Annotated in this window: 23 protein-coding genes and 1 other annotated feature; of the genes, 3 read left to right on the top strand and 20 right to left on the bottom strand. The window is 40.0% G+C overall.

The genetic code is table 11. The annotated features are described in order from the left end of the window. Nucleotides 1–13: 13 nt before the first annotated feature. From STRPS_RS01210 to STRPS_RS01200, 3 genes are read right to left on the bottom strand one after another with little or no spacing between them, the layout of a single operon-like run. On the bottom strand, nucleotides 14–565 hold the full coding sequence (locus tag STRPS_RS01210) for a hypothetical protein (protein ID WP_000220099.1): 552 nt from the start codon (nucleotides 563–565) through the stop codon (nucleotides 14–16). Next, nucleotides 549–740, bottom strand: a complete 192-nt coding sequence (locus STRPS_RS01205; protein ID WP_001068445.1) for a calcium-binding protein — start codon at nucleotides 738–740, stop codon at nucleotides 549–551. The genes STRPS_RS01210 and STRPS_RS01205 overlap by 17 nt, the downstream gene beginning before the upstream one ends. Continuing rightward, the gene (locus STRPS_RS01200; RefSeq protein ID WP_000167703.1) at nucleotides 741–5,636 is read right to left on the bottom strand and encodes an SspB-related isopeptide-forming adhesin; all 4,896 of its coding nucleotides are present in this window, start codon (nucleotides 5,634–5,636) and stop codon (nucleotides 741–743) included. It lies immediately after the preceding gene. A 278-nt stretch (nucleotides 5,637–5,914) separates the two neighbouring features. Between STRPS_RS01200 and STRPS_RS01195 the strand changes: the two genes are divergently transcribed. After that, on the top strand, nucleotides 5,915–6,505 hold the full coding sequence (locus tag STRPS_RS01195) for a type IV toxin-antitoxin system AbiEi family antitoxin domain-containing protein (RefSeq protein WP_000037239.1): 591 nt from the start codon (nucleotides 5,915–5,917) through the stop codon (nucleotides 6,503–6,505). Beyond that, nucleotides 6,502–7,347 (top strand): nucleotidyl transferase AbiEii/AbiGii toxin family protein, encoded by an 846-nt coding sequence (locus STRPS_RS01190; protein ID WP_001030302.1) that lies wholly within the window; start codon nucleotides 6,502–6,504, stop codon nucleotides 7,345–7,347. Before STRPS_RS01195 ends, STRPS_RS01190 begins: the two co-directional genes overlap by 4 nt. A gap of 85 nt (nucleotides 7,348–7,432) precedes the next feature. Here STRPS_RS01190 and STRPS_RS01185 read toward each other — a convergent pair whose 3' ends face one another. The 16 genes from STRPS_RS01185 to rplJ form a co-directional block, all read right to left on the bottom strand. Then, nucleotides 7,433–10,234 carry a phage tail tip lysozyme gene (locus tag STRPS_RS01185; RefSeq protein ID WP_007894110.1) on the bottom strand — a complete coding sequence of 934 codons (2,802 nt, stop codon included), beginning with the start codon at nucleotides 10,232–10,234 and terminating at the stop codon, nucleotides 7,433–7,435. Between the two features lies 1 nt (nucleotide 10,235). Continuing rightward, entirely contained in the window at nucleotides 10,236–12,587 is a 2,352-nt protein-coding gene (locus tag STRPS_RS01180) for a VirB4-like conjugal transfer ATPase, CD1110 family (RefSeq protein WP_000734152.1), read from the bottom strand. Continuing rightward, nucleotides 12,544–12,897, bottom strand: a complete 354-nt coding sequence (locus tag STRPS_RS01175; protein WP_001097576.1) for a PrgI family protein — start codon at nucleotides 12,895–12,897, stop codon at nucleotides 12,544–12,546. Before STRPS_RS01175 ends, STRPS_RS01180 begins: the two co-directional genes overlap by 44 nt. Before the next feature lie 61 nt (nucleotides 12,898–12,958). Then, nucleotides 12,959–13,813, bottom strand: coding sequence for a conjugal transfer protein TrbL (locus STRPS_RS01170; RefSeq protein ID WP_000980125.1), 855 nt, complete (start codon nucleotides 13,811–13,813; stop codon nucleotides 12,959–12,961). An 18-nt stretch (nucleotides 13,814–13,831) separates the two neighbouring features. After that, complete coding sequence (locus STRPS_RS01165; protein ID WP_001072182.1) at nucleotides 13,832–14,074, bottom strand: hypothetical protein; 243 nt, start codon at nucleotides 14,072–14,074, stop codon at nucleotides 13,832–13,834. Between the two features lie 17 nt (nucleotides 14,075–14,091). Continuing rightward, nucleotides 14,092–15,909, bottom strand: coding sequence for a VirD4-like conjugal transfer protein, CD1115 family (locus STRPS_RS01160; protein WP_000287313.1), 1,818 nt, complete (start codon nucleotides 15,907–15,909; stop codon nucleotides 14,092–14,094). Continuing rightward, the gene (locus tag STRPS_RS01155) at nucleotides 15,909–16,397 is read right to left on the bottom strand and encodes a hypothetical protein (protein ID WP_000093699.1); all 489 of its coding nucleotides are present in this window, start codon (nucleotides 16,395–16,397) and stop codon (nucleotides 15,909–15,911) included. Before STRPS_RS01155 ends, STRPS_RS01160 begins: the two co-directional genes overlap by 1 nt. A 76-nt stretch (nucleotides 16,398–16,473) precedes the next feature. Next, complete coding sequence (locus tag STRPS_RS01150) at nucleotides 16,474–17,058, bottom strand: CPBP family intramembrane glutamic endopeptidase (protein ID WP_000619432.1); 585 nt, start codon at nucleotides 17,056–17,058, stop codon at nucleotides 16,474–16,476. A 2-nt stretch (nucleotides 17,059–17,060) separates the two neighbouring features. Continuing rightward, nucleotides 17,061–17,294 (bottom strand): hypothetical protein, encoded by a 234-nt coding sequence (locus STRPS_RS01145; protein ID WP_001005707.1) that lies wholly within the window; start codon nucleotides 17,292–17,294, stop codon nucleotides 17,061–17,063. An 8-nt stretch (nucleotides 17,295–17,302) separates the two neighbouring features. Continuing rightward, entirely contained in the window at nucleotides 17,303–17,686 is a 384-nt protein-coding gene (locus STRPS_RS01140) for a thioredoxin domain-containing protein (protein WP_000895333.1), read from the bottom strand. Between the two features lie 10 nt (nucleotides 17,687–17,696). After that, nucleotides 17,697–18,125 (bottom strand): hypothetical protein, encoded by a 429-nt coding sequence (locus STRPS_RS01135; RefSeq protein ID WP_001050386.1) that lies wholly within the window; start codon nucleotides 18,123–18,125, stop codon nucleotides 17,697–17,699. Further along, nucleotides 18,109–19,464: a DNA (cytosine-5-)-methyltransferase gene (dcm, locus tag STRPS_RS01130; protein ID WP_000670052.1), complete on the bottom strand. Its 1,356-nt coding sequence runs from the start codon at nucleotides 19,462–19,464 to the stop codon at nucleotides 18,109–18,111. The genes STRPS_RS01135 and dcm overlap by 17 nt, the downstream gene beginning before the upstream one ends. Before the next feature lie 148 nt (nucleotides 19,465–19,612). Then, complete coding sequence (locus STRPS_RS01125) at nucleotides 19,613–20,431, bottom strand: replication initiator protein A (RefSeq protein WP_000822785.1); 819 nt, start codon at nucleotides 20,429–20,431, stop codon at nucleotides 19,613–19,615. Then, nucleotides 20,428–20,601 carry a hypothetical protein gene (locus tag STRPS_RS10670; protein ID WP_001168336.1) on the bottom strand — a complete coding sequence of 58 codons (174 nt, stop codon included), beginning with the start codon at nucleotides 20,599–20,601 and terminating at the stop codon, nucleotides 20,428–20,430. The genes STRPS_RS01125 and STRPS_RS10670 overlap by 4 nt, the downstream gene beginning before the upstream one ends. A gap of 198 nt (nucleotides 20,602–20,799) precedes the next feature. Beyond that, a complete protein-coding gene (gene rplL, locus STRPS_RS01120; protein WP_007894316.1) occupies nucleotides 20,800–21,165 on the bottom strand; it encodes a 50S ribosomal protein L7/L12 in 366 nt (121 codons plus the stop codon). A 65-nt stretch (nucleotides 21,166–21,230) separates the two neighbouring features. Continuing rightward, nucleotides 21,231–21,731, bottom strand: a complete 501-nt coding sequence (rplJ, locus tag STRPS_RS01115) for a 50S ribosomal protein L10 (protein ID WP_003083012.1) — start codon at nucleotides 21,729–21,731, stop codon at nucleotides 21,231–21,233. Between the two features lie 30 nt (nucleotides 21,732–21,761). After that, nucleotides 21,762–21,896 (bottom strand) — a sequence feature (ribosomal protein L10 leader region). A gap of 241 nt (nucleotides 21,897–22,137) precedes the next feature. Here rplJ and STRPS_RS01110 point away from each other — a divergent pair. Further along, nucleotides 22,138–24,237, top strand: a complete 2,100-nt coding sequence (locus STRPS_RS01110) for an AAA family ATPase (RefSeq protein ID WP_007894268.1) — start codon at nucleotides 22,138–22,140, stop codon at nucleotides 24,235–24,237. 243 nt (nucleotides 24,238–24,480) lie between these two features. On the opposite strand, the gene STRPS_RS01105 is transcribed toward STRPS_RS01110, so the two are convergent. After that, a complete protein-coding gene (locus STRPS_RS01105) occupies nucleotides 24,481–25,197 on the bottom strand; it encodes a hypothetical protein (RefSeq protein WP_007894313.1) in 717 nt (238 codons plus the stop codon). Between the last annotated feature and the right edge of the window lie 23 nt (nucleotides 25,198–25,220).

Raw genomic sequence — 25,220 nt, 5'->3', positions numbered from 1 at the left:
TCAGCCCTTTGAGTTAATCTAGGACCAAGGTTCGTTGGTCTCTTTCTTGTGGAATACCTTCCATTACAATTGCCACATAGTGTTGTAAGAAATGACTTTTCTGGTCTAGTAAATCTTTTTGCAAGGCAAGGTGAACCAAATCTCCAAAATAATCCTGACTGGAAATAGCCAAGTCCTGTTGGATCATGGCCTGTAAGGTTTCAAGGCTAAGTGGTGAATAATCGTCACTATCCAAAACCTCATACTGTTCCAAGGTTTCTGAGAGACTATTTGAGGACATTAAATCCATAATAAAATTAGAGCCTTCACCTGTTCGGTACAGCTTTTCCAGAATGTCAGTCATATCTGCCTGTACTTCATCCTGATAACTATCAACTTTAACTCGTAGCTCATCACTTATCAAGGATAGGTCATCCTCATCCATATAATCTTGATAAACCTGATTGAGGATTGTTCTATTAGAAATACTTAATTCCAAAGAGAGAAAAGCCTTGATAAACTCTTGGTAATCGACCTTCTCCATTTCAGACAAAGCCTCTTTCATGGTGTCAAAGTTCCAAGTCATTGTACAACTCCTTTTGTGGGACTAATGGTGAATGTCCAGATTGTAGCTCCTCTAAATCAGCTTGACCATCACCATCTGTGTCAACAGACTGCGGATCGGTTCCCAAAGCTAGTTCCTGAGCATCTGTCAGACCATCCTGGTCTGAATCCTTTTCATAAATAGTTTTTGGATTCATCTACTTCTCCTCCTTTTTCTTCAGTCCATAAGCCGTACCAAGTAGAATACCAGCTCCAATCAAGCCCAAAAGGGATTCCTGTTCCCCTGTATTTGGCAAAATACTTGCTGGAACAGGCGGTTCAATAGTCTCAATTGGTGGTTGAGGTGGAGTGGGTTGATTTGGACTTGGTTCTTCAGGTTGAGGTGTATGTGTTACAACTGTATTTGAGCTAATGACATAGCCATTCACTGTATGGAGATAGGTATTCTCCACCTGACCAGCCGCAATCCGTTTCATTTGAAGGTAAACATCTGCCTGAAAGGCTGAATCATCAGAGACAGTCTCTAAGAAGGATTTATCAAATGAAATTGACACGAGGCCATTTTCTGTATCTACCTGTTGCAAGGTGTATTTCGTGACTTCTGTCCCCTCTTTTAAGACAGAACCGTCTTTGAGGATGACATCCGTCATCAGATAGCTGCGATAAACACCATTATACTCATCATGCTTTTCATCATAGTTATCTTCAAAGCCATATTCAAATAAATCAGTCGCACGATTGCTTGGAATCATCGCTCCAACCAAGCGATAGTTAAAGGTTTGATGCAAGGCCACTTCTTTCCCGTCAAGGCTGGCATCTTTATGAGACAAGTCGATCACCACATCTTTTTGTGGGTCTAATTTTGGAACATTATTAACCACTGTTTCCGTGACATAGGCCAAGCCAAAATCAATTTGATAGGCTGTATTTTCATACTGACCACCTGTTTTGGTCAACTCATTTTTTACCGTCATCGGAAGCGTGACAACTAAGGTTTGACCAGTCTTCACATAGGTATCATAAAAGACTTTTGGATCATCGCTACTAAGAACTTGAATGGCTCCTTTAGGTGTAAACTGACGTTTAGCCATGGCATCTTGAACAACTTTCGGAGCTTCTGACAAACTAGCGTAGGTGCTGACAGAGATACCAGATACACGATTGCCATCCTTATCCAAAACTTGAATGCCATCAGGATTTAGGGTAAGGGCTTCTTCTGGGTAATCGTCTACCATGTAAAATCCCTTGGCAAGAACATCATCCGTCACGACCATATCCTTGTATTGACTGTAATCCAAGACAATTTTGTAATAATTGACCGTATTCGGAAGAACAGTCTTTCCATCAATTGAAATACCTTCTTGATTGGTATTAGACTTATGTGGAGTTACTTTAGGGACAAAATTGGTCACCGTATTGGTTTCATAGGCTTGCCCAAAGTCCACCTGATAAGCCACGTTTTCATAAGACTTCCCTGAATTAAGCATGGTTTCCAAAACCGTCATTGGAGTGACAATGGTAATATTCTCCCCCTTGGTCACATAAGATTCAAAAAAGGCTTGTGGGTCCTCAGGCATGAAAACTTGAAAAGCTCCTTTAGGCTGAATTTTTTGTTTGGAAAAGGCTGCTTGTAGCGTTTTAGGAGCTTCTAATAATTGAGAATAAGACTTCACCGTGATTCCTGAAACTGTTTTGCCATCAGATGTGACAAACTGAATAGCTGCTTCATCTGGCAATAAAGCTTCTTCTGGATAATCATCCACAAAGTAAAAACCTTGTGCAATCTGAGAGTTGTCTGCTTTAATCCCTCGGTATTGGTCCAAGTCCCATGAAAGAGTATAGTGATTTTGAGTTCCCACTAGCATGGGCTTCCCGTTGATATCCACTTTATCCTTGTTTAGGTTTTGTTTCTTGGGTTCTGGTGAAACAAGGGTGTTGGTCACTTCCTTGGTTTCATAGCCATTGCCGAAATCAACTTGATAAGCCTTGTTTGTATAGGTCTTTGTCTGACCATAGAGACTATCTTTAACCGTCATTTTGGTCAAAAGAGCTAAAGAAGTTCCTGTTTGAACATACTGGTCATAAAAGGCTTGGTTGTCATCCGGCATAAAGACTTGAAAGGCACCTGTCGGTGTAATCTTAGCACGAGCCAATTTATCTTGAAGGTCTTTAGGGGCTTCATTTAGGGAAGCATAGTTTTTAACTGTAATTCCTGATACCTTCTGACCGTCAAGGGTTGTGATAGCCGTGCCATTTTCCACCACATCAAGCACTTCCTCTGGGTAATCGTCCACAAAGAAGAAGCCTCGTGCAATTGTCTCTTTAGCAGAACGATCTCCCTTATACTGGTCCAAATCCCAAGTCAAACGATAGTGGTTGGTTGTACCAAGGGCTACGACCGTGTCATTAATGAGGACACCATCCGCATTTTCATTGTTTTTATCTGGTGTAATGAGCGTGGTTGTCTCCCCATCACCTGGTGTACGAACCGTTACAACATTTGAAGTGACTGTGTAAGCATTGGTTGTACCCTTGTTCAAAAGGAGTTTGTAACTATTGGAATAGGTTGCCCCATCATTTTGAACAGAACCATAGAGTTTTGGGGCGGTCAATTGATAAACCTGAGTTAAATCTTTATTTACCTCCTGCAACAAGTTTTCCTTTGCGGTTAAGGTCACAAAATTCTTAGTCTCATCAAAGCTAAGGACATAGTTTCCATTCTCTTTTTGTGTTGTTTCCTTATCAAATAGGTAACCAGCAGGCAAGTAGTCCTCAAAAATGAGACTAGTCGTTTGGGCACGATTGGGCGATAAGGCATCAACTGTTAAGGGATAAATCACCGTTGAATCTTTTGCGACAGTTTTCTCATGAAGATTAGCTTGGTCACTATTGACCACTTCTTTCATAATCTCTGAAGTTGTCGTCAAACGGTACGCATGATAATGGACAGTTGGTACTTGTGGTGGCGTTGGAAGTTCTTTTGGAATAGGTTTGACAGGCAAGGTTACCTTGGTCAAAGTTAGACTAGGCTGCACTACTTCATCCAAAGGCTTTGGTGTGAAAGTTACAGGCTTTTCTGGTGTAAATGTTTTTGGTGTATAGATATCTGGTGTTACCGTAATAGGTTCTGGAATGGGTTCAAGTTCCACCGTTACATGAGGTTTGGGACTATATGGTGTTACTGTACGTGCCACTGGTAGGGTATTTAAGGCGAACCAGTATGACAAGCCAACATTCTGTGGCATATCGCCTTGGCCAAAGGTTACTGTGTAGGTATTACCTGATGTAACTGTTGAGACAATAGCTCCTTTATAAGCATAACGACTTGATGTGGTATCCCATTCCTCAGGTAAATTCAAATCACTTGCACGGTTGGAACCCAAAGAACGTGCTAGACCTTCATTAGTCACTTGAACAGTTGAACCATTAATCGGCACAAATTTCCCAGATGAATCTTTGACATATTCTAAACCAATGTCATTATGATTGAGGGAAGAGTGTGTGAAGACTCCTGGCTTTTCTTTGGAGAAGGTAACTTGTGAACCGTCTTCCAAGTAATACTTGGCAACTACACGAAACTCCATCTTGTCTGTTCGCCAGTCACCGTTTCCGTCATTTCGATAGGCAATAAAACCCTCGGTTGGATCATTTGGCACAACCAATTTCACGGCATTGGTTCCAGCTGGTGATACAAGGTTGGTAATATCGTAAGTCACACGACTAATCTTTTTACCATCAAATCGTGCATGTTGAAGATTTTGATAGTTAAAACTAAGAGTCTCACCTGTTTTGAACATGTCATAGACAAAGAATCCTGTTGAATCCAATATTCTTGAGTAGCCTCCCAGCAAAGCATCGCCAGTTGAAATGATCTGATCAGGATTTCGGGTAATGGCCCCATGTTGTGCTTGGGGTTCACCGTTGTTGAGATTGAGGGCTTGAGCAAGGGCTTCAGAAATATAACCTTCTTCACCTTTTGAAATCTCGGCCAAGTCACGTTGATAGCGTTCCATTTCTTTGGTATTATAGGCATCAATCGCTTCATTCTCTTTTCTGGCTGCGGCTTCTTTTTCTTTATTACGTTTTGTAATAGCTTCAATCTCGGCTGCACGATCTGAAACTAATTGTTGTTTCTCCTGATTAGCTTGATCTACTGCGGCTTGACCTGCACGGTTTTCAGCATCAACAGCTGCTTGACCAGCCTGATTACGCCTTTCAATGGCTTCATTATCTGCCTTTGCCTTAGCAAGTCCAGCTTCATTTTCTTTTTGAATGGCCTGATTTTTCGCAACAATATCATCTGCCTTTGTTTTCTTTGTTAGATAATCCGCTACAGCTTGTTCGTTAGTTGATTGAATGGTTTCAACAGCCTTGCCATAGTTTGTATAGTCAAGGACAGATGTCCCATTTCCTGATGAAACTACTTGTTCTTTTACTGTCACATCAGCATCTGCATACCGAGTTTTTAGGTCATTGACTTTAGTATCAACCCAAGCATTTGTCTCTTTACCAGTTTGGTTGGCCCCCTCGTAGGCCTGTGACAGCTCCTTATTTTCCTGTTCGATGCGAGCTTTATTCGATTCGTATGTCGCTTTATCAGCTTTGTAGGTTTTAGTGACTTCATTAATAGTCTCAACCTGTTTTTGGGTATCTGCATCTGCTTTTGAAATTTGTTGGTTGGTTTCTACCGCAGATCTTGTATTTCCTAAATCCATTGGACTATCTTCAACCGTAGAAACACCTTCAGCCTTTGCTTCTTCAACTGCTTGTGTTACCGTATCATGTGGTACGGTAACAGCAATCGCACCGTTAGATTGTCCAGTTGATGCCATACTTTCAGTTTGTTCAGATACAGGGTTTGGTTGTGCTTCTGGTAAATTTGTGGCTGGATTCTCCGTTCGTTGAATGGTGGTGTCAACTGAAGTTGTAACTTCATCGGCATGTGCAACCGTTCCTCCCCAAGCAACAACAGCCGTCACCATGGTTCCAAGGGCAACGGAACATAGAGTGCGATATTTTTTACTCTTGCGAAAGACGTGTTTCTCGCCTTTTTCCTGATTGACAAGAAAGTGATGATTACATGTTTTGGTCATAAATAGTCCTTCTTTTCTTTTTTATGTAGCAACAAACTGTCACTCTTTATTAGATACGAGGGCGTTAGCGAGCACGACAAAAATAGGAGTTTTGACGAAGAACTTTCCGTTCTATGAGAAACTCTCTTTTTTTGTACAGCTCGTAGCCCAAGTTCAATACCATCATAAAAAAGAAGGCTTGATTTTGTTATCACAATAAATTGAGGGAAAAGAAAATGTTGCTTTTATACCACAAATATTGTAAAATTGTAGTGTAAAAGCAACAAGTGGGGGGCCGTATGTCAAAAAAAGAGATTCTACTCGATTTTATAGAAAAGAACAATGGCATTGTCACAAACAAAGATTGTAAAGCACTAGGTATTCCAACAATATATCTGACAAGACTAGAGAAAGAAGGCATTATCTTCCGAGTTGAAAAAGGTATTTTCCTAACCCAAAACGGAGACTATGATGAATACTACTTCTTTCAATATCGTTTTCCTAAGGCTATTTTCTCTTATATTTCGGCACTGTATCTACAACAGTTTACAGATGAAATTCCACAATATTTTGATGTGACAGTTCCTAGAGGCTACCGCTTTAATACTCCTCCAGCTAATCTAAACATTCACTTTGTCTCTAAAGAATACAGCGAGCTGGGAATGACTACTGTACCTACTCCTATGGGAAACAACGTAAGGGTATATGATTTTGAACGTATTATTTGTGATTTTGTAATACATCGAGAAAAGATTGATTCCGAACTCTTTGTCAAGACACTTCAATCTTATGGGAACTATCCTAAAAAAAATCTAGCAAAACTCTATGAATATGCGACAAAAATGAATACTTTAGAAAAAGTTAAACAAACTCTGGAGGTTCTAATATGAACAAAGCTAAATTAACAGCACTCTGTCATAAAATATCAAAGAATACTGGTTTAACCTTTAATTCCGTGATGACCTATTACTTCCTAGAAGTCATTTTGAAAAAATTAAGTCAAAGTTCTTATTCAAATCACTATATCTTCAAAGGAGGATTCCTACTGTCGAATGTCATCGGAGTTGAATCTCGTAGCACTGTTGATATTGACTTTTTATTCCATCAAATAACACTCTCAGAAGAAACTGTTAAACAGCAACTCAAGGAAATTTTAGCAGATTCCGAAGAAGGTATATCTTTTGTGATTCAATCAATCACAACTATTAAAGAAAGTGATGACTATGGTGGCTATCGAGCAACAATTTCGTGCCAACTTGAGAATATTAAACAAGTTATCCATTTGGATATTGCGACAGGTGATGTTGTAACTCCTCAGCCGATAACATACGACTATAAAGCTATTTTTGATGAAGACAATTTTCCAATCATTGCTTATACAATTGAAACAATTCTAGCTGAAAAACTCCAAACCATCTATTCACGAAACTTCTTGAACAGCAGAAGCAAAGACTTTTACGATGTTTATATTCTTTCAAAATTGAAGAAAAAAGATATTGATTTCAATCAGTTAAAAAATGCTTGCCAAAGAACTTTTTCCTATCGCGAAACTGAGCTCGATTTCGAAAAAATTATTGAACTACTCGAGAGATTCAAATCTGATCCTACTCAGAATCAACAATGGCAAAATTATTCAAAAAAATATAGTTATACAAAAGGAATTTCACTTGCAAATGTGCTTGATGAGATGATTAGTCTTATTACAATTATTATTTCTACTGACTCTGATTAAAACTTTTAACTGCCCCACTAGGTAATCGTGACATTAAAGGAAAAGGATATGCTAACTAATCAAGTTATTGTTAGCATATCCTTTTTTATTTCGTCGTATAAGCAAAACTCAAGCTACTATCCACTCCAGATAATTTACGGAAGGTATAGTTTGGATTGCCATTGTAGTTGGTTTCTGAGATAAGGAATGAACCGTCTGGGTAGACTTTCTCCACAAAAGCCACATGTCCGTATTCTGTTGGGGTGCCATGTCCTCCTCCCGCAAAGGAAAGGATAGCTCCTTCTTGTGGACTTGTCCCTGTCTCTCCACCGAGACTTGCGGCTGTTCGTACCCAATCTTGGCCATTGCCCATGGTACTGATAATTGGAATCTTCTCACCGTTTTTACCTTTGAGTTTTAGACCCAGTTGATTGATACGGGCTGCGACTCCCCAAGTACATTGGCCGTAAGCGTAACCCATACCGTCACCACCTCCTGGAATAGAGTTTTCAAAAAGGTCTTCTCGTACAGCTTCAAGTGCTTTTGGATCGCTTTGTGCTGTCCCACCGTTAGGTTGACTAAAGCCTTTTTCAATTTGGTAATACCACTCACTGGCTCGTGTTTGACGTTCAAGTAGCTTATCACCACTATTTCCTTCCCAGTAAATGAGAAAGAGCTGGGCAAGACTAGCTGGACTGCCTGAATTTTTGAAGAAGTCCTTTAACCAGTTGGTGTAATAAGGACTATCCCCATACAACATGAAATCCAGTTGTAAGCCTAAGTCATACCATTTTTGATGTTTTCCTTTGGCATATTCCAACAATAAAGTATGTCTGCGTGAACCATCCGCGGTATCTGTCCATTGGCCTAAGCCTAAACCACGTTTGAGAATATTTGGGTAACGTCCATTGTATATAGTTGGACCATTAAGTGTGAGCCAGCCCTCATCATCCCACGAACTATCTGTCGCACCAACAGGTGGAGATAAATAGTCGCCTTCAGCTCGTTTTGGATTAATGGAGGATTCTACCGACCAGTTACCTAGAATGGCTGCGATAGCTTGATTGGTCGCACCTTTGCTTTTAAGATAGTCATAAATTGCCTTGGCTCTCTCGAACTCATCGCCGCCAAACTGACCGATAGTTGGAAGAATGGTGGTCTGAACCTGAATCACTTTTGGAAAGTAGAATGCTGGATTGACATAGACCAACTTATCCGTGTCATCATCAATCTTTTGATAGGTGAGTTTTAGACCCGTTCCGTCTTTGGTCTGACCAATAATATCTCCTGCCAAGACTTGTTGATGTTCACTCACTCGGCCTGAATGAATGCCAAACAAGGTTAGTTTAGTCTTATTCACTCCCTTACCAGATGTCAAAACAACGTTCTCTCCATCAAGAGATACCTTGCCATCCATCGGAGACACAATGACTTGACCTTCTTTTGCTTCTAAGATGATATGGTGATGAAGCGTTGGTTTCTCATCAATGACCTCATAACCATATCGGTAGGTCATGTTTAAGCTATCCTCGTCAGTCCGGCCCTGAAAGGGATTGTCCAATTCTTGAAGAGCTAAATAGTTGCCTTCTTCGGTCAATTCCTTTAGCTCTTCCTGGTCCTCCTCAGACAGCTTGTAAGCAGGTTCTTTATACAAGTCAGACATAGATTTAATAGAATCACCACCATTTAAGTCCATCCACACTTGACTGAGAAATGCTTTGTAGGTCGCACCACCTTTTTCCATGAAATCGTCAAGCTTGTAGTCTTGGTATTGATGATTCATGTAAACCATGACCTCATCAATTTTGGTGTAGTAGGCAATCCCTTTTTCGTTGGTTCTCGTATGTTCCGCATCTTCCCACGTCATGCGGGTATAGGCCTTGGTCAATTCCATCTCATCTTGTTGAATGGCACTGCTACCTGAGACACTCATGAAAAAGCTCATCATCAAAAGGAGTATCAAGAAAATGCCTGAGACAATCCAAGTCAAAGGATTTCCCGCAATTGCAGAAAAGAAGGTCAGACTTCCCTTAATGGCTTGGGCAATCCCCTTAACTCCTGCTAGACTGTGCTTTCTGGCATGCTTTAAAAAGGTTTGATAGCGTCTTTGTGGTTTAAGAGGTTTCTGCCGTGTGAATCCTTTTCCCTTTTTGAAGTTGTGGAATCGTTCCTTTCCATGAGCCACTTTTGTCTTTGTAAAACTCACACCAGTCTGACCACTTTTCACCGCCACTTTACCTGCTTGATAGGTAAACCTGCCATAGCGTCTGGCTTTCAAGCTAGTATCCTTTAAGGTTCTTAGACCATCTAAATCATCATCCTGTGCCACCAAGTCAAGCGATTCAGAGGCAGCTAAGCCTAATCCAACTTTGAACTTGGTGGAGTTTTTCTTAGACTTTTGGACTTTCTTGAGTTGTTTGACCTCACGTTTGGCAGAACTTACTTCTTTTTCTGCACTGAGTCGATCGAATGACTTTTCTTGGTGAAACTGAAAGCGAGACTTCAAGGAAGATTTATCTTTTTGGAAGGTAAACTTGGGATTAACTGCCTTTTGCTTCTCACTTAGTTTCACTTCTGACAAATGTTTTCTTGCCGTCCGCAAACGCTCTTGAGCTTGAGGAAGTCGATAGTTCTTGATTTCCTTTACCTTCAACAGTCTAGGAGACACATGGGTAATTCTCTTTAGAAACTTCTCTTCTGCTTCTTGTTGGCTACTGAGTAGATTTTCTTTTAACTCTGTTTTCTTTTCCTGAAACAGAGAATTTTGGGCTGGTTTACGAAATCGTCCTTTTTTAGGAACAGTCTGTTTTAAGGCTCTAACTTCTTTCCGATAATGCATACGGGCTGATTTTAAGTTGCTTCGAAAATTTTGCCTGGCTTGTTTGACTAGCTTTTTATCCTCTTTCATCTCATGTCCTCATTTTTTCAGGGTCCGTACTCATGATGTCAAAGAGCTTGGTGTGTTGTGGAATCTTATTCTTGAAAGGAACAACTGTGGAACCGGCCTTGATTAGGCCAGCCCCTTTTTCAGGATTGACCAAGTATTTCTCCAGTTCCTTGGAAAGCCCAAGCATATGCACCAACTCTTCGCGATCGCTCTTAGCCTGTTTTAAAAGAATCATAAACTCGCTATTGGCAATAATACGTCTGCCATTGGCATCTAAAAGAAGAGTCTCTACATTTTGAGTAATGCCTGTCGGTATCGCCCCATACTTACGGACACGACTCCAGAGTTTAAAGAAGAAATCAGAGGCATACTTGTCTAATAAGAGAAGCTGCATCTCATCAAAGTATATCCAGGTCTTCTTTCCTAGTTTTTGGTTTTTCACCACACGGTTCCAAATCTGGTCAAAGATAACCATAAGGGCAATTTGTTTTAATTCATCGCCTAACTTTTTGACATTGTAAATCAGGAAATGACTGTCTGTTTTAATATTGGTCCGATGTGAAAATATGTCCAGCGACCCTTCCACATAGAGTTCCATATCCAGTGCCAAGTCCTTAGCTTCCTGTTCAGGTTGTTGAGATAAGACAAAGACCCATTCGACCAAGGATGGTGTGTCAAAATGCTTATAGGTGAGGCGTGTCACACGGTCTATCAGCGACTTTTCGCGACCATCCATTTTGCGGTCCAAGAGCTTTCCAATCCAGGACAAGAGAAATTCGGACTTGACCTTGACCGGATCCTCATCCATATTCTCATCTGATAGATCTAAGACATTTAAAAAGGTAGTGGAATCTGGGGCAATATCAATACTCTCCCCACCAAAGGCTTGACCGATAATACTGTACTCATTTTCTGGGTCAACAATAATAATTTCAGTATCACTATCTGCTTCCTTGAGCTTAGTTGAGATGATTTCGTGTTTTGTCGCCATCCCTTTGCCAGCTCCAGAAGTCCCTAAAATCAAACCTGATGGAGTATTTAACTTGCCACGGTCAATACTGATGATATTACTTGAGATTTGATTGATGCCATAAAATTTCCCACCCTTGTCATGAATATCTACGGAAGTCCAAGGTGCATTCACGGCAATATTTGAAGTCAATAGAGACCGAGAAACACCTTCGAGATAGTTCTTCCCAAATGGCAAGAGACTATTAAAGGCAGCTTCTTGCATATAGGTCAAGTTATCAATAATCATATCATTAGACCCTGCCACTTGCTTGATAATATCAAGAGATTGTTTGAGTTGGTCTTCAGTATCCGCTAGCACGCCAATTAGAAATACGGTGTCAAACAGTTTATCTCCTGTTTGGGTCATGGTTTGAAGAAGAGCTTCAGCTTCATCGATGTTGTTCTCAAGAACATGGCCGACCTTCTCCAAATAGATTCCAGTCCGAGCCATTTTTTGTTGTTCACCAATCTTTTGTGATTCCATCAAGGTCTTCTTGGTTCGTAGCTTGGTCATGGTTTCAGACTTAGTAGAGCCTTTGGCATGTAGGCTAATCATCACTTCCAAATCTGACTGCATGAGGTCTCGAATAAATTTATCCCCTAACTCCATGCCATAGTCGCGAACATAAACAATCTGTAATAATCGATCGTCCAATTCAATATGATTCTTGTGTTTAAAGGAAAGGTAGGTTGGGGCAATAAAGTGTTTGGTGGATTGACCTGAGAGAGTCAAATCCTTATAAGAAAACGGTAAATGATTTTCACCTCGTAACATATCCGCAAGGACATTCACTCGCTCCTCTCCACCAAGTAAACCAAGAGATACATCAATCTCTGAAAAGCCACTCTTGAAATATTCCCCAATCTGTGACAGAGAACGAAAAGCTAGTTTTGGTGTTTGGTCGCTCTTGCCAAATGAAAGAAACTTGACAGCTGAAAAGTTGTTCTCACCCGCCTCTAAGTTGGCATCCATCATGCGATTCAATTCATCACGATAAGTATCAAACCCATCTTCCTGCAAGGGATAGAGAATACTCTTACGAAATTTTTCCAAATTAACTTTTTGATTGAAAATAGTCAGTTGGAAATTGGTCTTATCATCCAGTGAATTGATTAAATCGGAATATTTCTCCACGATAGCTCCCTTATCATCTAAGCCAACTGTTTGGTAATTAACATCTCCTAAGAGATAGGTTTGTGAGAAATAGCTTGGACTGACCTGCATAAGGCCATTCTGAAAAAGTCCTTGATAGGCTAACGTATTTACGGTAGAAGGGCTGATTTCCTGTTTCTGTGTTTTCGTCTTTTGCTTTTTGTCATTAGAAGAGGTCTTTGATTTCATTGAGTGTTTTAATTTTTTCACGTTGGTCTCCTTTTCTTCCAGTAAATGTGCGGTCTGGCACCGTTAGTTCATAATGAAAACGGTACTTGAGGTATATTTCAAATGGTAAATCGTTGGGGCGATAGACCCCAAATAACATGAGTGGAATGGTAAAGCTAAAAACAAAACCATAGACAAACCAATCCCCAAATTGCCAATAAAATAGGTTCAAGCCCAAAACCAAAATGGTTAGGGCGACAGCTGGAAATACAAAAATAACCTGTCTAGTTGTAAATCCCAGCCATGCCCTGTGTTGAACCTTTGAGATGTCCTTAAAGACACGTGTGTTCATAAATGTTCTCCAATCTAAATAAGCTATAAAAAGAGGAGGCGAGATAGTGACTCCCTTCCTCCTACATCCCCAAAATACTTCGGGCGGTTCGTTGACTGCCAACCAAGGCAATGATTAACAATATGGCCTGTACCAAGCCACCAAACATAATGGCGAGTGATTCCATCACTCCAGCTCCATTTGATACGGCAATCTTTCCAGCCGATTCAAACAAGGGAACAAGAGATACAATTAGAAAAATCAAAATACCTTGAACGGCATAGACCATGATGTTTTTAAGGTAACCAATCCCAACACTTCTCCAGTCATCACTAAGGAAGGTCGGAATGGTAACAGGGGCAAAAGGAATCATCAGATAGAGTTGGATAAAGCGAATGGTAATCAAGATATTGACAACCATAATACTGGCCATTCGTACCAACCAAATGAGAATCGCAAAAAAGCCAATAATCATTTTTCCTACAATTCCAGATCCCTTAATGCCTGAGATGGTATCATAATTAGCACCACCATTCGTGACAAGACTTGCCACTTGTTCAATAACATATGAGGCAATGGCAATAATGGCTTCCACAATAACCGTCGTATTGGTAATCACGACCGCGACCATGATGTAGCTGACAATCATAGGTGCTATGGCTTCAAAGGTCATTGCACCGCCTGAGTTTGCGATTTTCTTGGCCATTTTTGAAAATTCGAGTACAAGAACTACCGCAAGAATAGCTACTCCCAAGGGCTGCATAATACCCTTGGTAATGGCTGTCATGTAAGACCAAACCGTCGGATTAAAGTCCGCCAGTGACTTAACCAAGTTAGCAGTTGATTCTAAATCGACCTGAAACCCTTCAAAAAGGCTATCGCTTGACACTTTTTCAGAGGCTAGAAATACAAAAGGTGACGTAAAATTCATCATCATGTCATGTTCTGACCTCCTCTAAATGGTAATCTGTGTCACAAAAGCACCTGCGGCTCCCACCATGACACCACCAACAATTTCTAAAATGGCATTTCGGACGCCTGGCCCACCATCTTTAATGTTGGTTGAAAGGTTGATAATGCCCATGACTACAAGAAAGGCTCCTACTGCAATCAAGCCTTTTTGTAATAGAGACATGGCCTGGGAGAACATGGAGCTGGCGTCCACTCCGTAAACAAAGCCTGTTAGTTTTTGATTCATATTTTTCCTCATTTCTATTAATGTAGTGACGTTTCTGTGCTTAAATCCCTTATTTGATAGTCTGACAAGTCCAATTCTTCCTCTTTAGCCAAGGGATTGATGTGATAGTTCCACCAACGGTCATCGGTTTCCTTATCAGCGAGCAACTTCCAATGTTTATGTTTGAGAGGAAAATATTTCTTGGTTCGAAAAACAGGAACCCCTGCAATGCGTACGAGGCACTCATCTCGTTTCATAGTTCCAACTTCATCAGCCGTCATCAAGTCACGAGCAATTTTCTGATGAGAGGTAGAACTTGAACCCGTCTGCCCAAAAGAACGACTGGTGCTTCTGACATCAACGGTTTGTTTGCCTAAAAGTCCACTCATGAATTTGAAAGTTTCCTCGTCATTCCCACCCAAATAGAGGAGACTGTCACAGTTCCCCAGTATAGTTTTCCAAGCTTCTTTTTCCTTATAAAGTCCTTGGAGTTGAGCGATATTTTGGAGAATAGGCACAAGACTCATATTCCTAGAGCGGACTGTTGAGGTTTGTTCAGCGAAGTCTGGGATTTCTCCGACATTCGCAAACTCATCCAGATAGCTTCTAACATGAATAGGCAGTTGCCCTTTAAAGTCAACATCAGCCTGTCTGGTCAAAGTGGAGAAAACCGTAGAGAAAAATAAAGCAGATAGGAAACGAAAGGTCGTATCATTGTCTGGAATAACAAGATAGACCATGGTCTTTTGAGTGCCCCACGTTTTCAAATCCATAGTGTCTCTTTGCGTCAAATCAATCACCGATTGAATATTAAAGAGGGCAAATTTAGCTGTTGTGACCGCAATCACCGAATCCAAGGTCTTATCCTTATAGTTTTGAAAATCTGCCCAGTTTCTCATGGTAAAGTTCTCATGACCATATTTCTTAGCATAGTCTTCAAACAGGACTTCAAGTATACTTTTGTCCTGATTGTCTCCCTTTGATAAGAGTTTGATGAGTTTCCCAATCTCAGAAAAGGCTGGATAACGGCCACGCTTACGTCTTGCTTCCTGCTCTTGCTTAGAACTTCCTGGAGGATTGTAAAAATCCACCAAGTAAGAGGCAATAGCTCTCACCAATGTCATGGAAGCCTCATCCCAAAACGGATCACTGCGAGAACCATTTCCTTTGGTATTATTAAAATAGACCGTTAACATACGGTTCAAATCATTCTCTGTTTCTACATAACGAAAGGGATTAAAACCGTCTGAATTGGTCATATTAACCAAGTCTAAAACCTTAACCTGATAACCGTTTTCTAAAAAGAGTTTACCTGTCTTCTCAGCCAAATGGTCTTTCGGATCTACGACAATATTGGAACAGTTAAGTTGGATAAGGTTGGGTTTCACAAAGCGAAAGGTCTTACCTGCCCCAGAACCCCCAATGACAATCAAATTTTTATTTCGGTCAAACTGGGGTTTCTTCTTTTCCAACAAGGTTAGACGAACATCACGAGCCAAAATCGTGTCATTGAAAGGATTCTTACTGTAAAAGTTCCGCTTTTCCTTACTGGTTCCAAATCGTGCAGAACCATATTCTTCCCCTTCCCGATAGACTTTCTGTCCTGTCGATACATAAAGATAGACTAGCGTCATCATTAGAACCCCAAGGATAAAGGCAAGAAAAGATTTTTGAGTAAAGGAAAATAGCCATAAAGGATTGAAAACCTGATTTAACCCCTCTCCTAAGAGGTAGGCAATACGTTCCATAGGTGGGGCATTAGTTAAACTATCATAGAGTAGGGTTAGACGATGGCAGAAATAGCCAAAGGCGAGACCCAAGAGTCCAAAGACAAATGCTTTTTGCCTGGAATACATTACAAGGTCACCTCCTTGGTTTTTACTGCCGAAAGTTCTGTCACTCTAATTTTCTCTTTGGCCAGTTCTATCTCTTGGTCCAAGGTTTTATCAAAGGTTAAACCTTCTAGCTTCTCTGGATTAGACATCAGTTTCTTCAACAATTCATCCAAGTGATGATCGAGCAAGGTCTTATCCTTGGCATAAAAGTAGAGATAGTCTTTTTGCCAACTAATTGCGATTGGCAGTTTTTCTGACTCCATCAACTCCTTAAATTTCTCCACATCGATTGGCTTATCCAGTATGTCTTTACTAACATCAATCGCTTCAATGGCGTAAGGACTTTGAAGGAGTTCTTCCATTTTTTGAACCCCAATCTTATAAGCTGAATCTTGAGCTAAGGCTTGCCTAGCCGACCATTCTAAGAGTTTTAAGAGGGTTCTGACTGTCAATAAACTACTTCTTTCTACGTATTGCATCGCTTGACGTTCTTGTTGTTCAGATGACATAGTGGCCTCCTCTTTTTTCGATTCCCTATCAAACATAAGGTGCTTCCATAATACGGAAGCACTCTTGATTTTGGTATCACAAGAAAGTTACGACATAAGCCAAACTATTCCAAAGTAAATGTAAGGCGATTGCCGTCATACAATCAGTTTTCAATCGAACAACAGCCAAGGTCAAGCCAAGACAGCTATAGATGAGCCAACTCCCTAACTGATTAGGTCCATGGGATAGAACAAAGAGAAAACTGGTCACGCCTATTTGTTCAAAAGGGAATGTCAATTTTTCCCACAGCAATTGCCTGTAAACAATCTCTTCAAGAATACTTGCATTGACCAGAAACAATAAAAAGATAATAGGAGGAACCTGTTTTCCTACTTGTACCAATACTGCTTGATTCCTAGTCTGAACTGGAAATAGGAAACTGATGAAGACTGCAAAAGCAACCATAGCCACAAAGCCAAGAAGCAACCAACTTAGGCGATTTTGTACGCCCACAATTTTTAATGGAACAGTTTTATGACGGGCAATCTCTAAGCAAGTCACACTTAATAGGACCAATTGTAGCAAGACTATACCCTCTATTGTCAGATACTCTTTCAGGAATAAACTCACCAGAAGACCGTTAAGCTGTATGGCTAGATAAAACAACACTATCCTTATCATTGTCACCTCTTAAATAAATCTTCATAATCAATATCTAAGACTAGAACAATACGCTCAACCCATCTTATTTGTGGCATCAGACGATTAGATTTGTAATGCCGTAATTTTTGATAGAGGCGATTAAATTCACTTGGATAAACATATTGACCGTTGAATACTTTGCGAGCTAGTTCTGCCCAAGTGAGGTCTTTTTCAGCCAGAATGATTTCTAAATTGTCCCAAAATCGTTCATTCATCTTCACACCTACCCTGTCACTTGTTTCATCAGACTGGCCTGAAACAACTCTTCTTTTACCTGTCTGGGAAGAAAAGTACGTACTTCGTCTAGCCCAATAGCTGGATAGACGTGATTCTGACAGACAATGAGAGGCAGACGAAGGTTTTGGTCTGGCTTTTGGAGAATGAGCTGAATCATCTCATTCAAACTTATCGAATATTGACTTTTAAAGCGAAGAAATCGTGGCGACAGCAACTCAAAACAATCCGTGGTTTTGGCAAAGAGTGACAGTATGATTTCACGGTTTACCTCACATGCTTTTGTACAACGATAAGCCACTCCATAGGTCGTCAAAATGGTTAGTAAATCTTGATTTGTATTGGTATTATTTCCTAGATATACCTCAAGCATAGGCACCTCCTTATAGGGTTAGGCTATTTTCAACTGTTGGTTCAGGAGTTGAGAAATAGCGACTCATATCAATGGGCATCCGTCCTTCACCAAAGCACTTGACCGTCACTAGAGTCGTTAAAATGCCCTCCTTTCCCCTAGCAGAATAATTTTCACCAAAGGCACGAAAGGCCAGGTGATTGTCTTTCGTCAATAGTGTATCTACACCATTTTTAATATCCCTAGTTTCCATAAAATCCGAAATCTGATGAAGATTGGATTCGTAGAATAGGGGATCATTCATCTCTTTGTGGTAATCATCTTCAAAAGTTACCTCAAAGTCACAATCAAAATTGGGGAGCGACAGTATCTTTTGTAATAGCTGATTGGTTTCAGCTTGGTGAATACGTTCTTCTAATTCAGTACAATCTAGGATACTTTTCTTATGTAGTAAGTTCATGTTTTTCTTCCTCTTCCGTTCTTCTAAATTCTCTGGCAATGGCTTCAATAACTGTGACAGTCACGCTATTGCCGGCCTGTTTGTATAGTTGGCTCTTACTAGAAACACTCTCTGCTCTTTCATAAGCCCAATCAGGAAAGCCTTGAAGTCTGAAGCACTCTCTTGGTGTCAGTCGTCTTATTCTCAGGCGATAAAGTTTCCCCTCTAAGACAATGCCTGTGACTTCATACCACTTATCCTGTCGATATTCCAGAGCAGCAACTACTACTCCCATATTGTCTGAAGTCGTCAGAGTATTGGATATTCCCTTTCCCACACGTCCCCTACGTTTGGTTGAGTCTGGATAAGCCAGATTGACAGAGTCTCCAAGAGTTGCCTTTGCGTACCCTGTTTTAGTGGCTTCCTTGATTTTCAGAAATGGCAGCTCCTCCCTCAGCAAAATCTTTGGCACCTTGTCTCCACCTTGCATGGTGGTCAAGGTCGGTGACAAGCCAGAAATGTCAAATACTCTACCGGTCTGGTCAAAGCTAGTCGGCAGATTTCCTGCGACAACAACTCCGTGTTTGTCTTGACTGGTCAAAGTAAACATAGGGTCTTGATTGTCCTTAAATCGACGACCATGTTGGCGTTTTTCTAGTCTATCTGGTGTTAAGACTGGAATGGCGATTTTTGCACCCTCTCCTTTACCTCTTGTTAGTGTAGGAGCAAGTCCACTCGTCAGATAGACTTCACCATTCAAACCATGTTTAGAGGGATTGATATTTCCTAGCCTTTCAAGATGAGCTGGGCTGTCTTCTCTTCTGAGAGGAAATATGAATCTGGAACGGTATCTTCTAGAATGTCCGATAATAAAGACCCGTTCTCTGTTTTGCGGGACTTGGAAGTCCTTGCTGTTAAGCACCTGCCATTCGACATCATACCCCAATTCATCCAGCGTGGAGAGGATTGTGGCGAACGTCCGTCCCTCGTCGTGATTGAGTAGGCCTTTGACGTTTTCCAAAAATAGAAAACGTGGTTGGATTTGTTTGGCCGCTCGAGCAATCTCAAAAAAGAGAGTCCCTCGAGTATCTTCAAATCCCAATCGTCTGCCTGCGAGTGAAAATGCTTGGCAAGGAAATCCCCCGCAGATGATGTCCACTTGCCCTCTAAATTGTCTAAAGTCATGGTCTGTGACCTCTTTAATGTCATGGTATTCTATTTCCCCTTCTGTGTTAAACATGGCTTTATAAGATGTTCTAGCGAATTTATCAATTTCACAAAAGCCCAGGCATTTATGACCCTGTGATTCCATCCCTAGCCTAAAACCGCCTATCCCAGCAAATAAATCTAAAAATTTCATTTTTCCTCTCTTTCCAACTAAAAAAGAGCCTTACACTTGTAAAACTCTTGCTTATATATGATCATCCATTTCTGGTGCACGGATGATTTCAACAATCAAAATGATGATAGAAATCAGATAGATTCCACCTAGTATCCACCAAATCATCTTATTCACCTCCTTTTACTTCTTGTCGTCTCAGTTGCTTGGTCCACTCCGACAGCACACCATTAAATACGTATTCAGCTATTACTTCGGCTGACCGAGCAAATCGCATTTGTTCCAATGCATACTGATACCGGTCACTAAAATAAATCATGGCATAGTCACTAGCAGACTGAGATAGACCTGTCTGTCTTAACTGGTCATGAACCAAACCCCAAATATAGTCTCGATCGTACTTGGTCACGCCATCGACTTTTGAAGTAAAGTTTTCTTCTTTTTTCTCATCTACTAGCTGCCTCTCCTCCTCGTCCTTCATAACTAAGTCACTCCCTTCAGTTTCACTATATTTAGTCTCACTTCCTTCAGTCTCACTAGGGGCTGAATATAAGACCGGCCCCGTCTTTCTTTGAGACTCCCCTAGTGTTTTTTTAACACTAGCCCCGTCTGTATGTAAGACTGGGGTAGGTTCATGTTCTAATTCCCCCAAGTAAATTTTATTTGCCATTCGACCTCTTTCACTAGAGGACTGTTGGACTTCATCAATTAAGCCATATTCACGTAAGGTTTTCTTGATAGAGAGTAGTTTTGACTTTGAACAGCCTAATAGTGCCATCAGATTTGAATTGGAATAAATCAAATAAATAGCCCCATCCTCATCAATCCAGCCTTTACTCAAAGACAACTCCAACCGATCTTTTAAAACCGCGTAGGCTACCTTAACTTCCAGCTTCATATCCTTATAACGTTCACTCTCAAACAAAATTTTAGGGAGTTTATAATAACGCTCTGATGTCTGATATTGATTAGCGGTAATACGTTTCATGATTGTCCCTCCAAGACTAAAAGTCCAAAATTCCCGAATTCATCAAATCGGATTAAACCTGTTTGTTCCATTTCATTTACCAGTTGAGTTGCTTTTAGATTATCAACTCCCATGATGGTCATGATATGGCTCTTCACGATATGACGTGATGACTGTTCTTCCTTTTGCATAATTACCTCCAAAACGCAAAAATGGGGTAGACAATCTAGTGTCTACCCCCGAAAGTTTATTAAAACAAAAATCCTGCCAAAGAATTTTTGGCAGGATTTTTGGCAGGAAACCAAATCAATTTATCAGTTTCTATCAATCGCTTATCGCTCTCAAAGACTGGTAAATAGGGATTCCGCAATCTAATTATGATATGACTCTTATTTAAGAGTGATTGAAGCTCCAGCTTCTTCAAGTTTAGCTTTGATTTCTTCAGCTTCTGCTGCAGCAACGCCTTCTTTAATGTTAGCAGGTGCTCCGTCAACAAGACCTTTAGCTTCTTTAAGACCAAGACCTGTGATTTCACGTACAACTTTGATAACTGCAACTTTCTTATCACCAGCAGATGTTAATTCTACGTCGAATGAATCTTTAGCAGCTTCTTCAGCACCACCAGCAGCTGCAGCAGCTACAGGAGCAGCAGCAGTTACACCAAATTCTTCTTCGATAGCTTTTACAAGATCGTTAAGTTCAAGAATTGTAGCTTCTTTAATATCAGCAATAATGTTTTCAATGTTCAATGCCATTTTTATTTTCCTCCAAATAGATAATTGTTTAAGTTAATTGGTAACCAAGGTTACGACCTGACGCCTTAAGCAGCGTCTTCTTTATTTTCTGCAACTGCTTTAACAGCATATGCAACGTTGCGAACTGGTGCTTGAAGTACTGAAAGTAACATAGAAAGCATACCTTCGCGGTTTGGCAATGTTGCAAGAGCCATGATATCTTCTTTAGAAGAAACAGCGCCTTCAATTGTTCCACCTTTAATTTCAAGTGCATCAGCAGTTTTAGCGAAATCATTGATGATTTTAGCTGGTGCAATAACATCTTCGTTTGAGAATGCTACAGCAGATGGTCCAACGAAAACATCTTCCATTCCTTCAAGTCCTGCTTTAACAGCAGCACGAGATAAGATTGAATTTTTGATAACTTTGAACTCAACGCCGCTTTCGCGAAGTGAACGACGTAGTTCAGTATCTTGACCAACTGTAAGACCACGTGAATCAACAACAACGATACTTGCAGCATTTTTCATCTTCTCAGCTACGATGTCGACTAGCTCAGCTTTTTTAGCAATATTTGCTTCACTCATTAGTTTTACCTCCGTAATTATTTTTTGTCTAGAGACAGAAAAAAATCGTCTCTAAACCTAGACACGAAAGTACAAATACGTTATTAAACAATATCGTTTTGTGCCTCGGTAGGAAATTTACGAGCTATGCTCCCCTACTGTCTTAGGTCAGCTTTTTTCAAAACCTATATCAGTGTACCCCATTTAATAGTTTTTGTCAATAATATTTATAAATTTTATGACAAAACAAAGGTCAAAAAAGGTCAGTTTTTTATTGACCTTTACTGACCATTGGAGTATAATACTATTAGAAGGTGGTTGATAAGCCCTAAATAGTGGCCATTTAAATCTGATCTCTCTGCTTCTTGTATAGACTAATGGCCCTTTCCTTCATAAAAATTATATTATAGTTAAAGAGGTAAAATTAATGACAAAAAATTATGGAAGAGATTCTTTTGGAAATATGGATGATATTTTCAATCAACTAATGGGAAATATTGGTGGTTACCAGACAGAAAATCGTCGCTATTTGGTCAATGGTCGTGAGATGACTCCGGAAGAGTTCAATCACTATCGCCAAACTGGTAAGATACCAAATCAAATAAGTAATGAGACTGGCCATTCTAAACAACAAGCGGCTAGTAACGGTATTTTGGAAAAATTAGGAACCAATCTAACGGAAGAAGCTCGCAAAGGAAATCTAGATCCTGTTATTGGACGCAATAAGGAAATTCAAGATACTGCTGAAATTCTATCTCGACGAACAAAAAATAATCCTGTTCTGGTTGGTGATGCGGGAGTTGGAAAAACTGCTGTTGTTGAAGGCTTAGCTCAGGCTATTGTAGCTGGGGATGTCCCAACTGCGATTAAAGGGAAAGAAATCATTTCAATTGATATTTCTAGTCTAGAAGCAGGTACCCAATACCGTGGTAGTTTTGAAGAAAATATTCAGCAGTTAATTACTGAAGTTAAAGAATCAGGTAATATTGTCCTATTCTTTGATGAAATTCATCAAATTTTAGGAGCAGGCTCTACAGGTGGCGAATCTGGATCTAAAGGTTTAGCTGATATCCTTAAACCCGCCTTATCACGTGGAGAAATAACAGTCATCGGTGCGACAACTCAAGATGAATATCGAAATACTATCCTTAAAAATGCTGCTTTAGCAAGACGCTTTAATGAAGTTAAGGTCAATGCTCCAAATGCTGAGGACACTTTCCATATCTTAATGGGAATACGAAATCTCTATGAACAACATCATAATGTTATTCTTCCCGACTCCGTATTAAAGGCAGCAGTTGATTATTCTATCCAGTATATTCCACAGCGTAGCCTCCCTGATAAGGCTATTGATTTATTAGATATGACAGCTGCACATTTAGCTGCCCAACATCCAGCGACAGATCTTCAATCCCTCGAAAAAGAAATTGAAACACAAAAAAAGGCTCAAGAACAGGCTGTAGAAAAAGAAGACTTTGAAGCAGCTCTCAAAGCAAAAACTAGAATTGAAGAATTGCAAAAACAGATTGAAAACCATACAGAAGGTCAAAAAGTGACTGCCAATATTAATGACATCGCTCAATCTGTTGAACGACTAACCGGAATCCCTGTTTCCAAGATGGGCGCAAGTGATTTAGAACGTCTAAAAGAAATTGCTAGCCGCTTAAAAGCACATGTCATCGGTCAAGATCAAGCTGTTTCTGCGGTTGCAAGAGCTATTCGTCGGAACCGGGCTGGCTTTGATGAGGGGAATCGTCCCATTGGATCCTTCTTATTTGTAGGACCGACTGGGGTTGGGAAAACTGAACTCGCAAAACAGCTCGCGCTTGATATGTTTGGATCTAAAGAGTCCATTATAAGATTAGATATGTCAGAATACAGTGACCGAACAGCTGTTTCAAAATTAATTGGTACTACTGCTGGTTATGTGGGCTATGATGATAACAAAAATACCTTAACTGAGAAAGTACGTCGTAATCCCTATGCCATTATCCTTTTGGACGAAATTGAAAAAGCTGACTCACAAGTTATTACGCTCTTACTTCAAGTTTTAGATGATGGTCGTCTGACAGATGGACAGGGAAATACCATTGACTTCAAAAACACTGTTATTATTGCCACATCCAATGCTGGATTTGGTTATGAGCATAACCTTGACAAGCAAGACAAAGAAATACCAATCATGGACCGACTTGCGCCCTACTTTAGACCAGAATTTCTTAATAGATTCAATGCTCTTATAGAATTCAAGAGTTTGACAAAAGATGATCTGAAAGCTATCGTCAATCTGATGTTAGCCGAAGTTGATAAGACGATTGTAAAAAAAGGAATCACATTAGAAGTAGATGACGATGTTAAAGATCACCTAATTGAGCTTGGCTATGATCCAACAATGGGAGTTCGTCCACTTAGACGTGTTATCGAACAAGAAATTCGTGACAATATTACAGATTACTACTTAGACCATCCTGAAGCCAAAAAACTCCATGCTCAGTTGAAAAATGGAAAGATTACCATTACTCCATAAAAAAACTTATTCAGTTATTGACCAACATCCTAGTCCTTTGTTTTCCTCTAAGGATTAGGATGTTTTTTATAGGACTAATGTCACTCGTGTCTTTCCACAAGTGCAACATTTCTGCTTACATAACTAACCACATTCAAGTAAAAAAAGGATTTAGCACTGTAAAACGAGGAGCTAAATCCTTTTTTTCTGTTTGTAGTTATCATTTGAAACCATCTCCCTTAAGAGTCAGCGTAAGCGACAACTTTATTTTGTAAATACCATTTTATCTTTTTGATTTGTTAAAACGACTTTTTGATTAGTGTTACTATACTTCAAACTTACGTTTTTTCCCCGACTCATGAAGATTTTTGCCTTCTTGTTAAGGGATTTGAACTCTACTCGATTCAGGAAACGATTGACCTTGCCACTAGCAACTTGTGATGAGATGACTCCTGTCGCTTTATCATAGGCACCATTCATAGCATAAGCACTTTTCATAAATCTCTCATCCAGTTGTCTTTGAATATCTGTTTTTGTCGGTATTGATTGTTCAATGGCCGCTTTTGCTTCTGGGTCCAATTCCCCCAAAGAAAGGCTGCTATCTTTTAAAATCTTATCCATTTCTCTGTTGTAATAATCTAAAACCTGTTGACTTAAAAGATCACGCTTAACCGTAATATAGTAAGCCATCTCTACTTTATCTTCTTTTACAGTCATTTTTAATTGAGGCTCTGAAATACTCTTTTCAACTGGTATCCCCAATTGCTTATCAAATAATTTCAATTCATTACCGAACTCTTTATCAGTAACTCCCTTAACAGAATTAGCCTTCCATGTTCCTTCTAAGCTTCCCTTATGATACTTATAATAAGCAAAAGCCCCTGTCCCAAGGACAAGAAAAATAAGGAGCAAAAAGCTAAGCACCTTTAAACGTTTTTGCGATTTTTGGGGTTGTATATCTAATATAGCATGATTATTCATAACATGTTTCTCCTCCACTAGCA

Origin of the sequence: Streptococcus pseudoporcinus LQ 940-04 (genome assembly GCF_000188035.1) — a bacterium.
GTDB lineage: Bacteria > Bacillota > Bacilli > Lactobacillales > Streptococcaceae > Streptococcus > Streptococcus pseudoporcinus.
This window is presented reverse-complemented; position numbering and strand designations above follow the sequence as displayed.

Bases quoted from the DNA above. Each gene is read 5' to 3' on its own strand.
- STRPS_RS01210 (WP_000220099.1), bottom strand. From the start codon at position 565: ATGACTTGGAACTTTGACACCATGAAAGAGGCTTTGTCTGAAATGGAG.
- STRPS_RS01205 (WP_001068445.1), bottom strand. From the start codon at position 740: ATGAATCCAAAAACTATTTATGAAAAGGATTCAGACCAGGATGGTCTG.
- STRPS_RS01200 (WP_000167703.1), bottom strand. From the start codon at position 5,636: ATGACCAAAACATGTAATCATCACTTTCTTGTCAATCAGGAAAAAGGC.
- STRPS_RS01195 (WP_000037239.1), top strand. From the start codon at position 5,915: ATGTCAAAAAAAGAGATTCTACTCGATTTTATAGAAAAGAACAATGGC.
- STRPS_RS01190 (WP_001030302.1), top strand. From the start codon at position 6,502: ATGAACAAAGCTAAATTAACAGCACTCTGTCATAAAATATCAAAGAAT.
- STRPS_RS01185 (WP_007894110.1), bottom strand. From the start codon at position 10,234: ATGAAAGAGGATAAAAAGCTAGTCAAACAAGCCAGGCAAAATTTTCGA.
- STRPS_RS01175 (WP_001097576.1), bottom strand. From the start codon at position 12,897: ATGAACACACGTGTCTTTAAGGACATCTCAAAGGTTCAACACAGGGCA.
- STRPS_RS01170 (WP_000980125.1), bottom strand. From the start codon at position 13,813: ATGATGATGAATTTTACGTCACCTTTTGTATTTCTAGCCTCTGAAAAA.
- STRPS_RS01165 (WP_001072182.1), bottom strand. From the start codon at position 14,074: ATGAATCAAAAACTAACAGGCTTTGTTTACGGAGTGGACGCCAGCTCC.
- STRPS_RS01160 (WP_000287313.1), bottom strand. From the start codon at position 15,909: ATGTATTCCAGGCAAAAAGCATTTGTCTTTGGACTCTTGGGTCTCGCC.
- STRPS_RS01155 (WP_000093699.1), bottom strand. From the start codon at position 16,397: ATGTCATCTGAACAACAAGAACGTCAAGCGATGCAATACGTAGAAAGA.
- STRPS_RS01150 (WP_000619432.1), bottom strand. From the start codon at position 17,058: ATGATAAGGATAGTGTTGTTTTATCTAGCCATACAGCTTAACGGTCTT.
- STRPS_RS01145 (WP_001005707.1), bottom strand. From the start codon at position 17,294: ATGAATGAACGATTTTGGGACAATTTAGAAATCATTCTGGCTGAAAAA.
- STRPS_RS01140 (WP_000895333.1), bottom strand. From the start codon at position 17,686: ATGCTTGAGGTATATCTAGGAAATAATACCAATACAAATCAAGATTTA.
- STRPS_RS01135 (WP_001050386.1), bottom strand. From the start codon at position 18,125: ATGAACTTACTACATAAGAAAAGTATCCTAGATTGTACTGAATTAGAA.
- dcm (WP_000670052.1), bottom strand. From the start codon at position 19,464: ATGAAATTTTTAGATTTATTTGCTGGGATAGGCGGTTTTAGGCTAGGG.
- STRPS_RS01125 (WP_000822785.1), bottom strand. From the start codon at position 20,431: ATGAAACGTATTACCGCTAATCAATATCAGACATCAGAGCGTTATTAT.
- STRPS_RS10670 (WP_001168336.1), bottom strand. From the start codon at position 20,601: ATGCAAAAGGAAGAACAGTCATCACGTCATATCGTGAAGAGCCATATC.
- rplL (WP_007894316.1), bottom strand. From the start codon at position 21,165: ATGGCATTGAACATTGAAAACATTATTGCTGATATTAAAGAAGCTACA.
- rplJ (WP_003083012.1), bottom strand. From the start codon at position 21,731: ATGAGTGAAGCAAATATTGCTAAAAAAGCTGAGCTAGTCGACATCGTA.
- STRPS_RS01110 (WP_007894268.1), top strand. From the start codon at position 22,138: ATGACAAAAAATTATGGAAGAGATTCTTTTGGAAATATGGATGATATT.
- STRPS_RS01105 (WP_007894313.1), bottom strand. From the start codon at position 25,197: ATGAATAATCATGCTATATTAGATATACAACCCCAAAAATCGCAAAAA.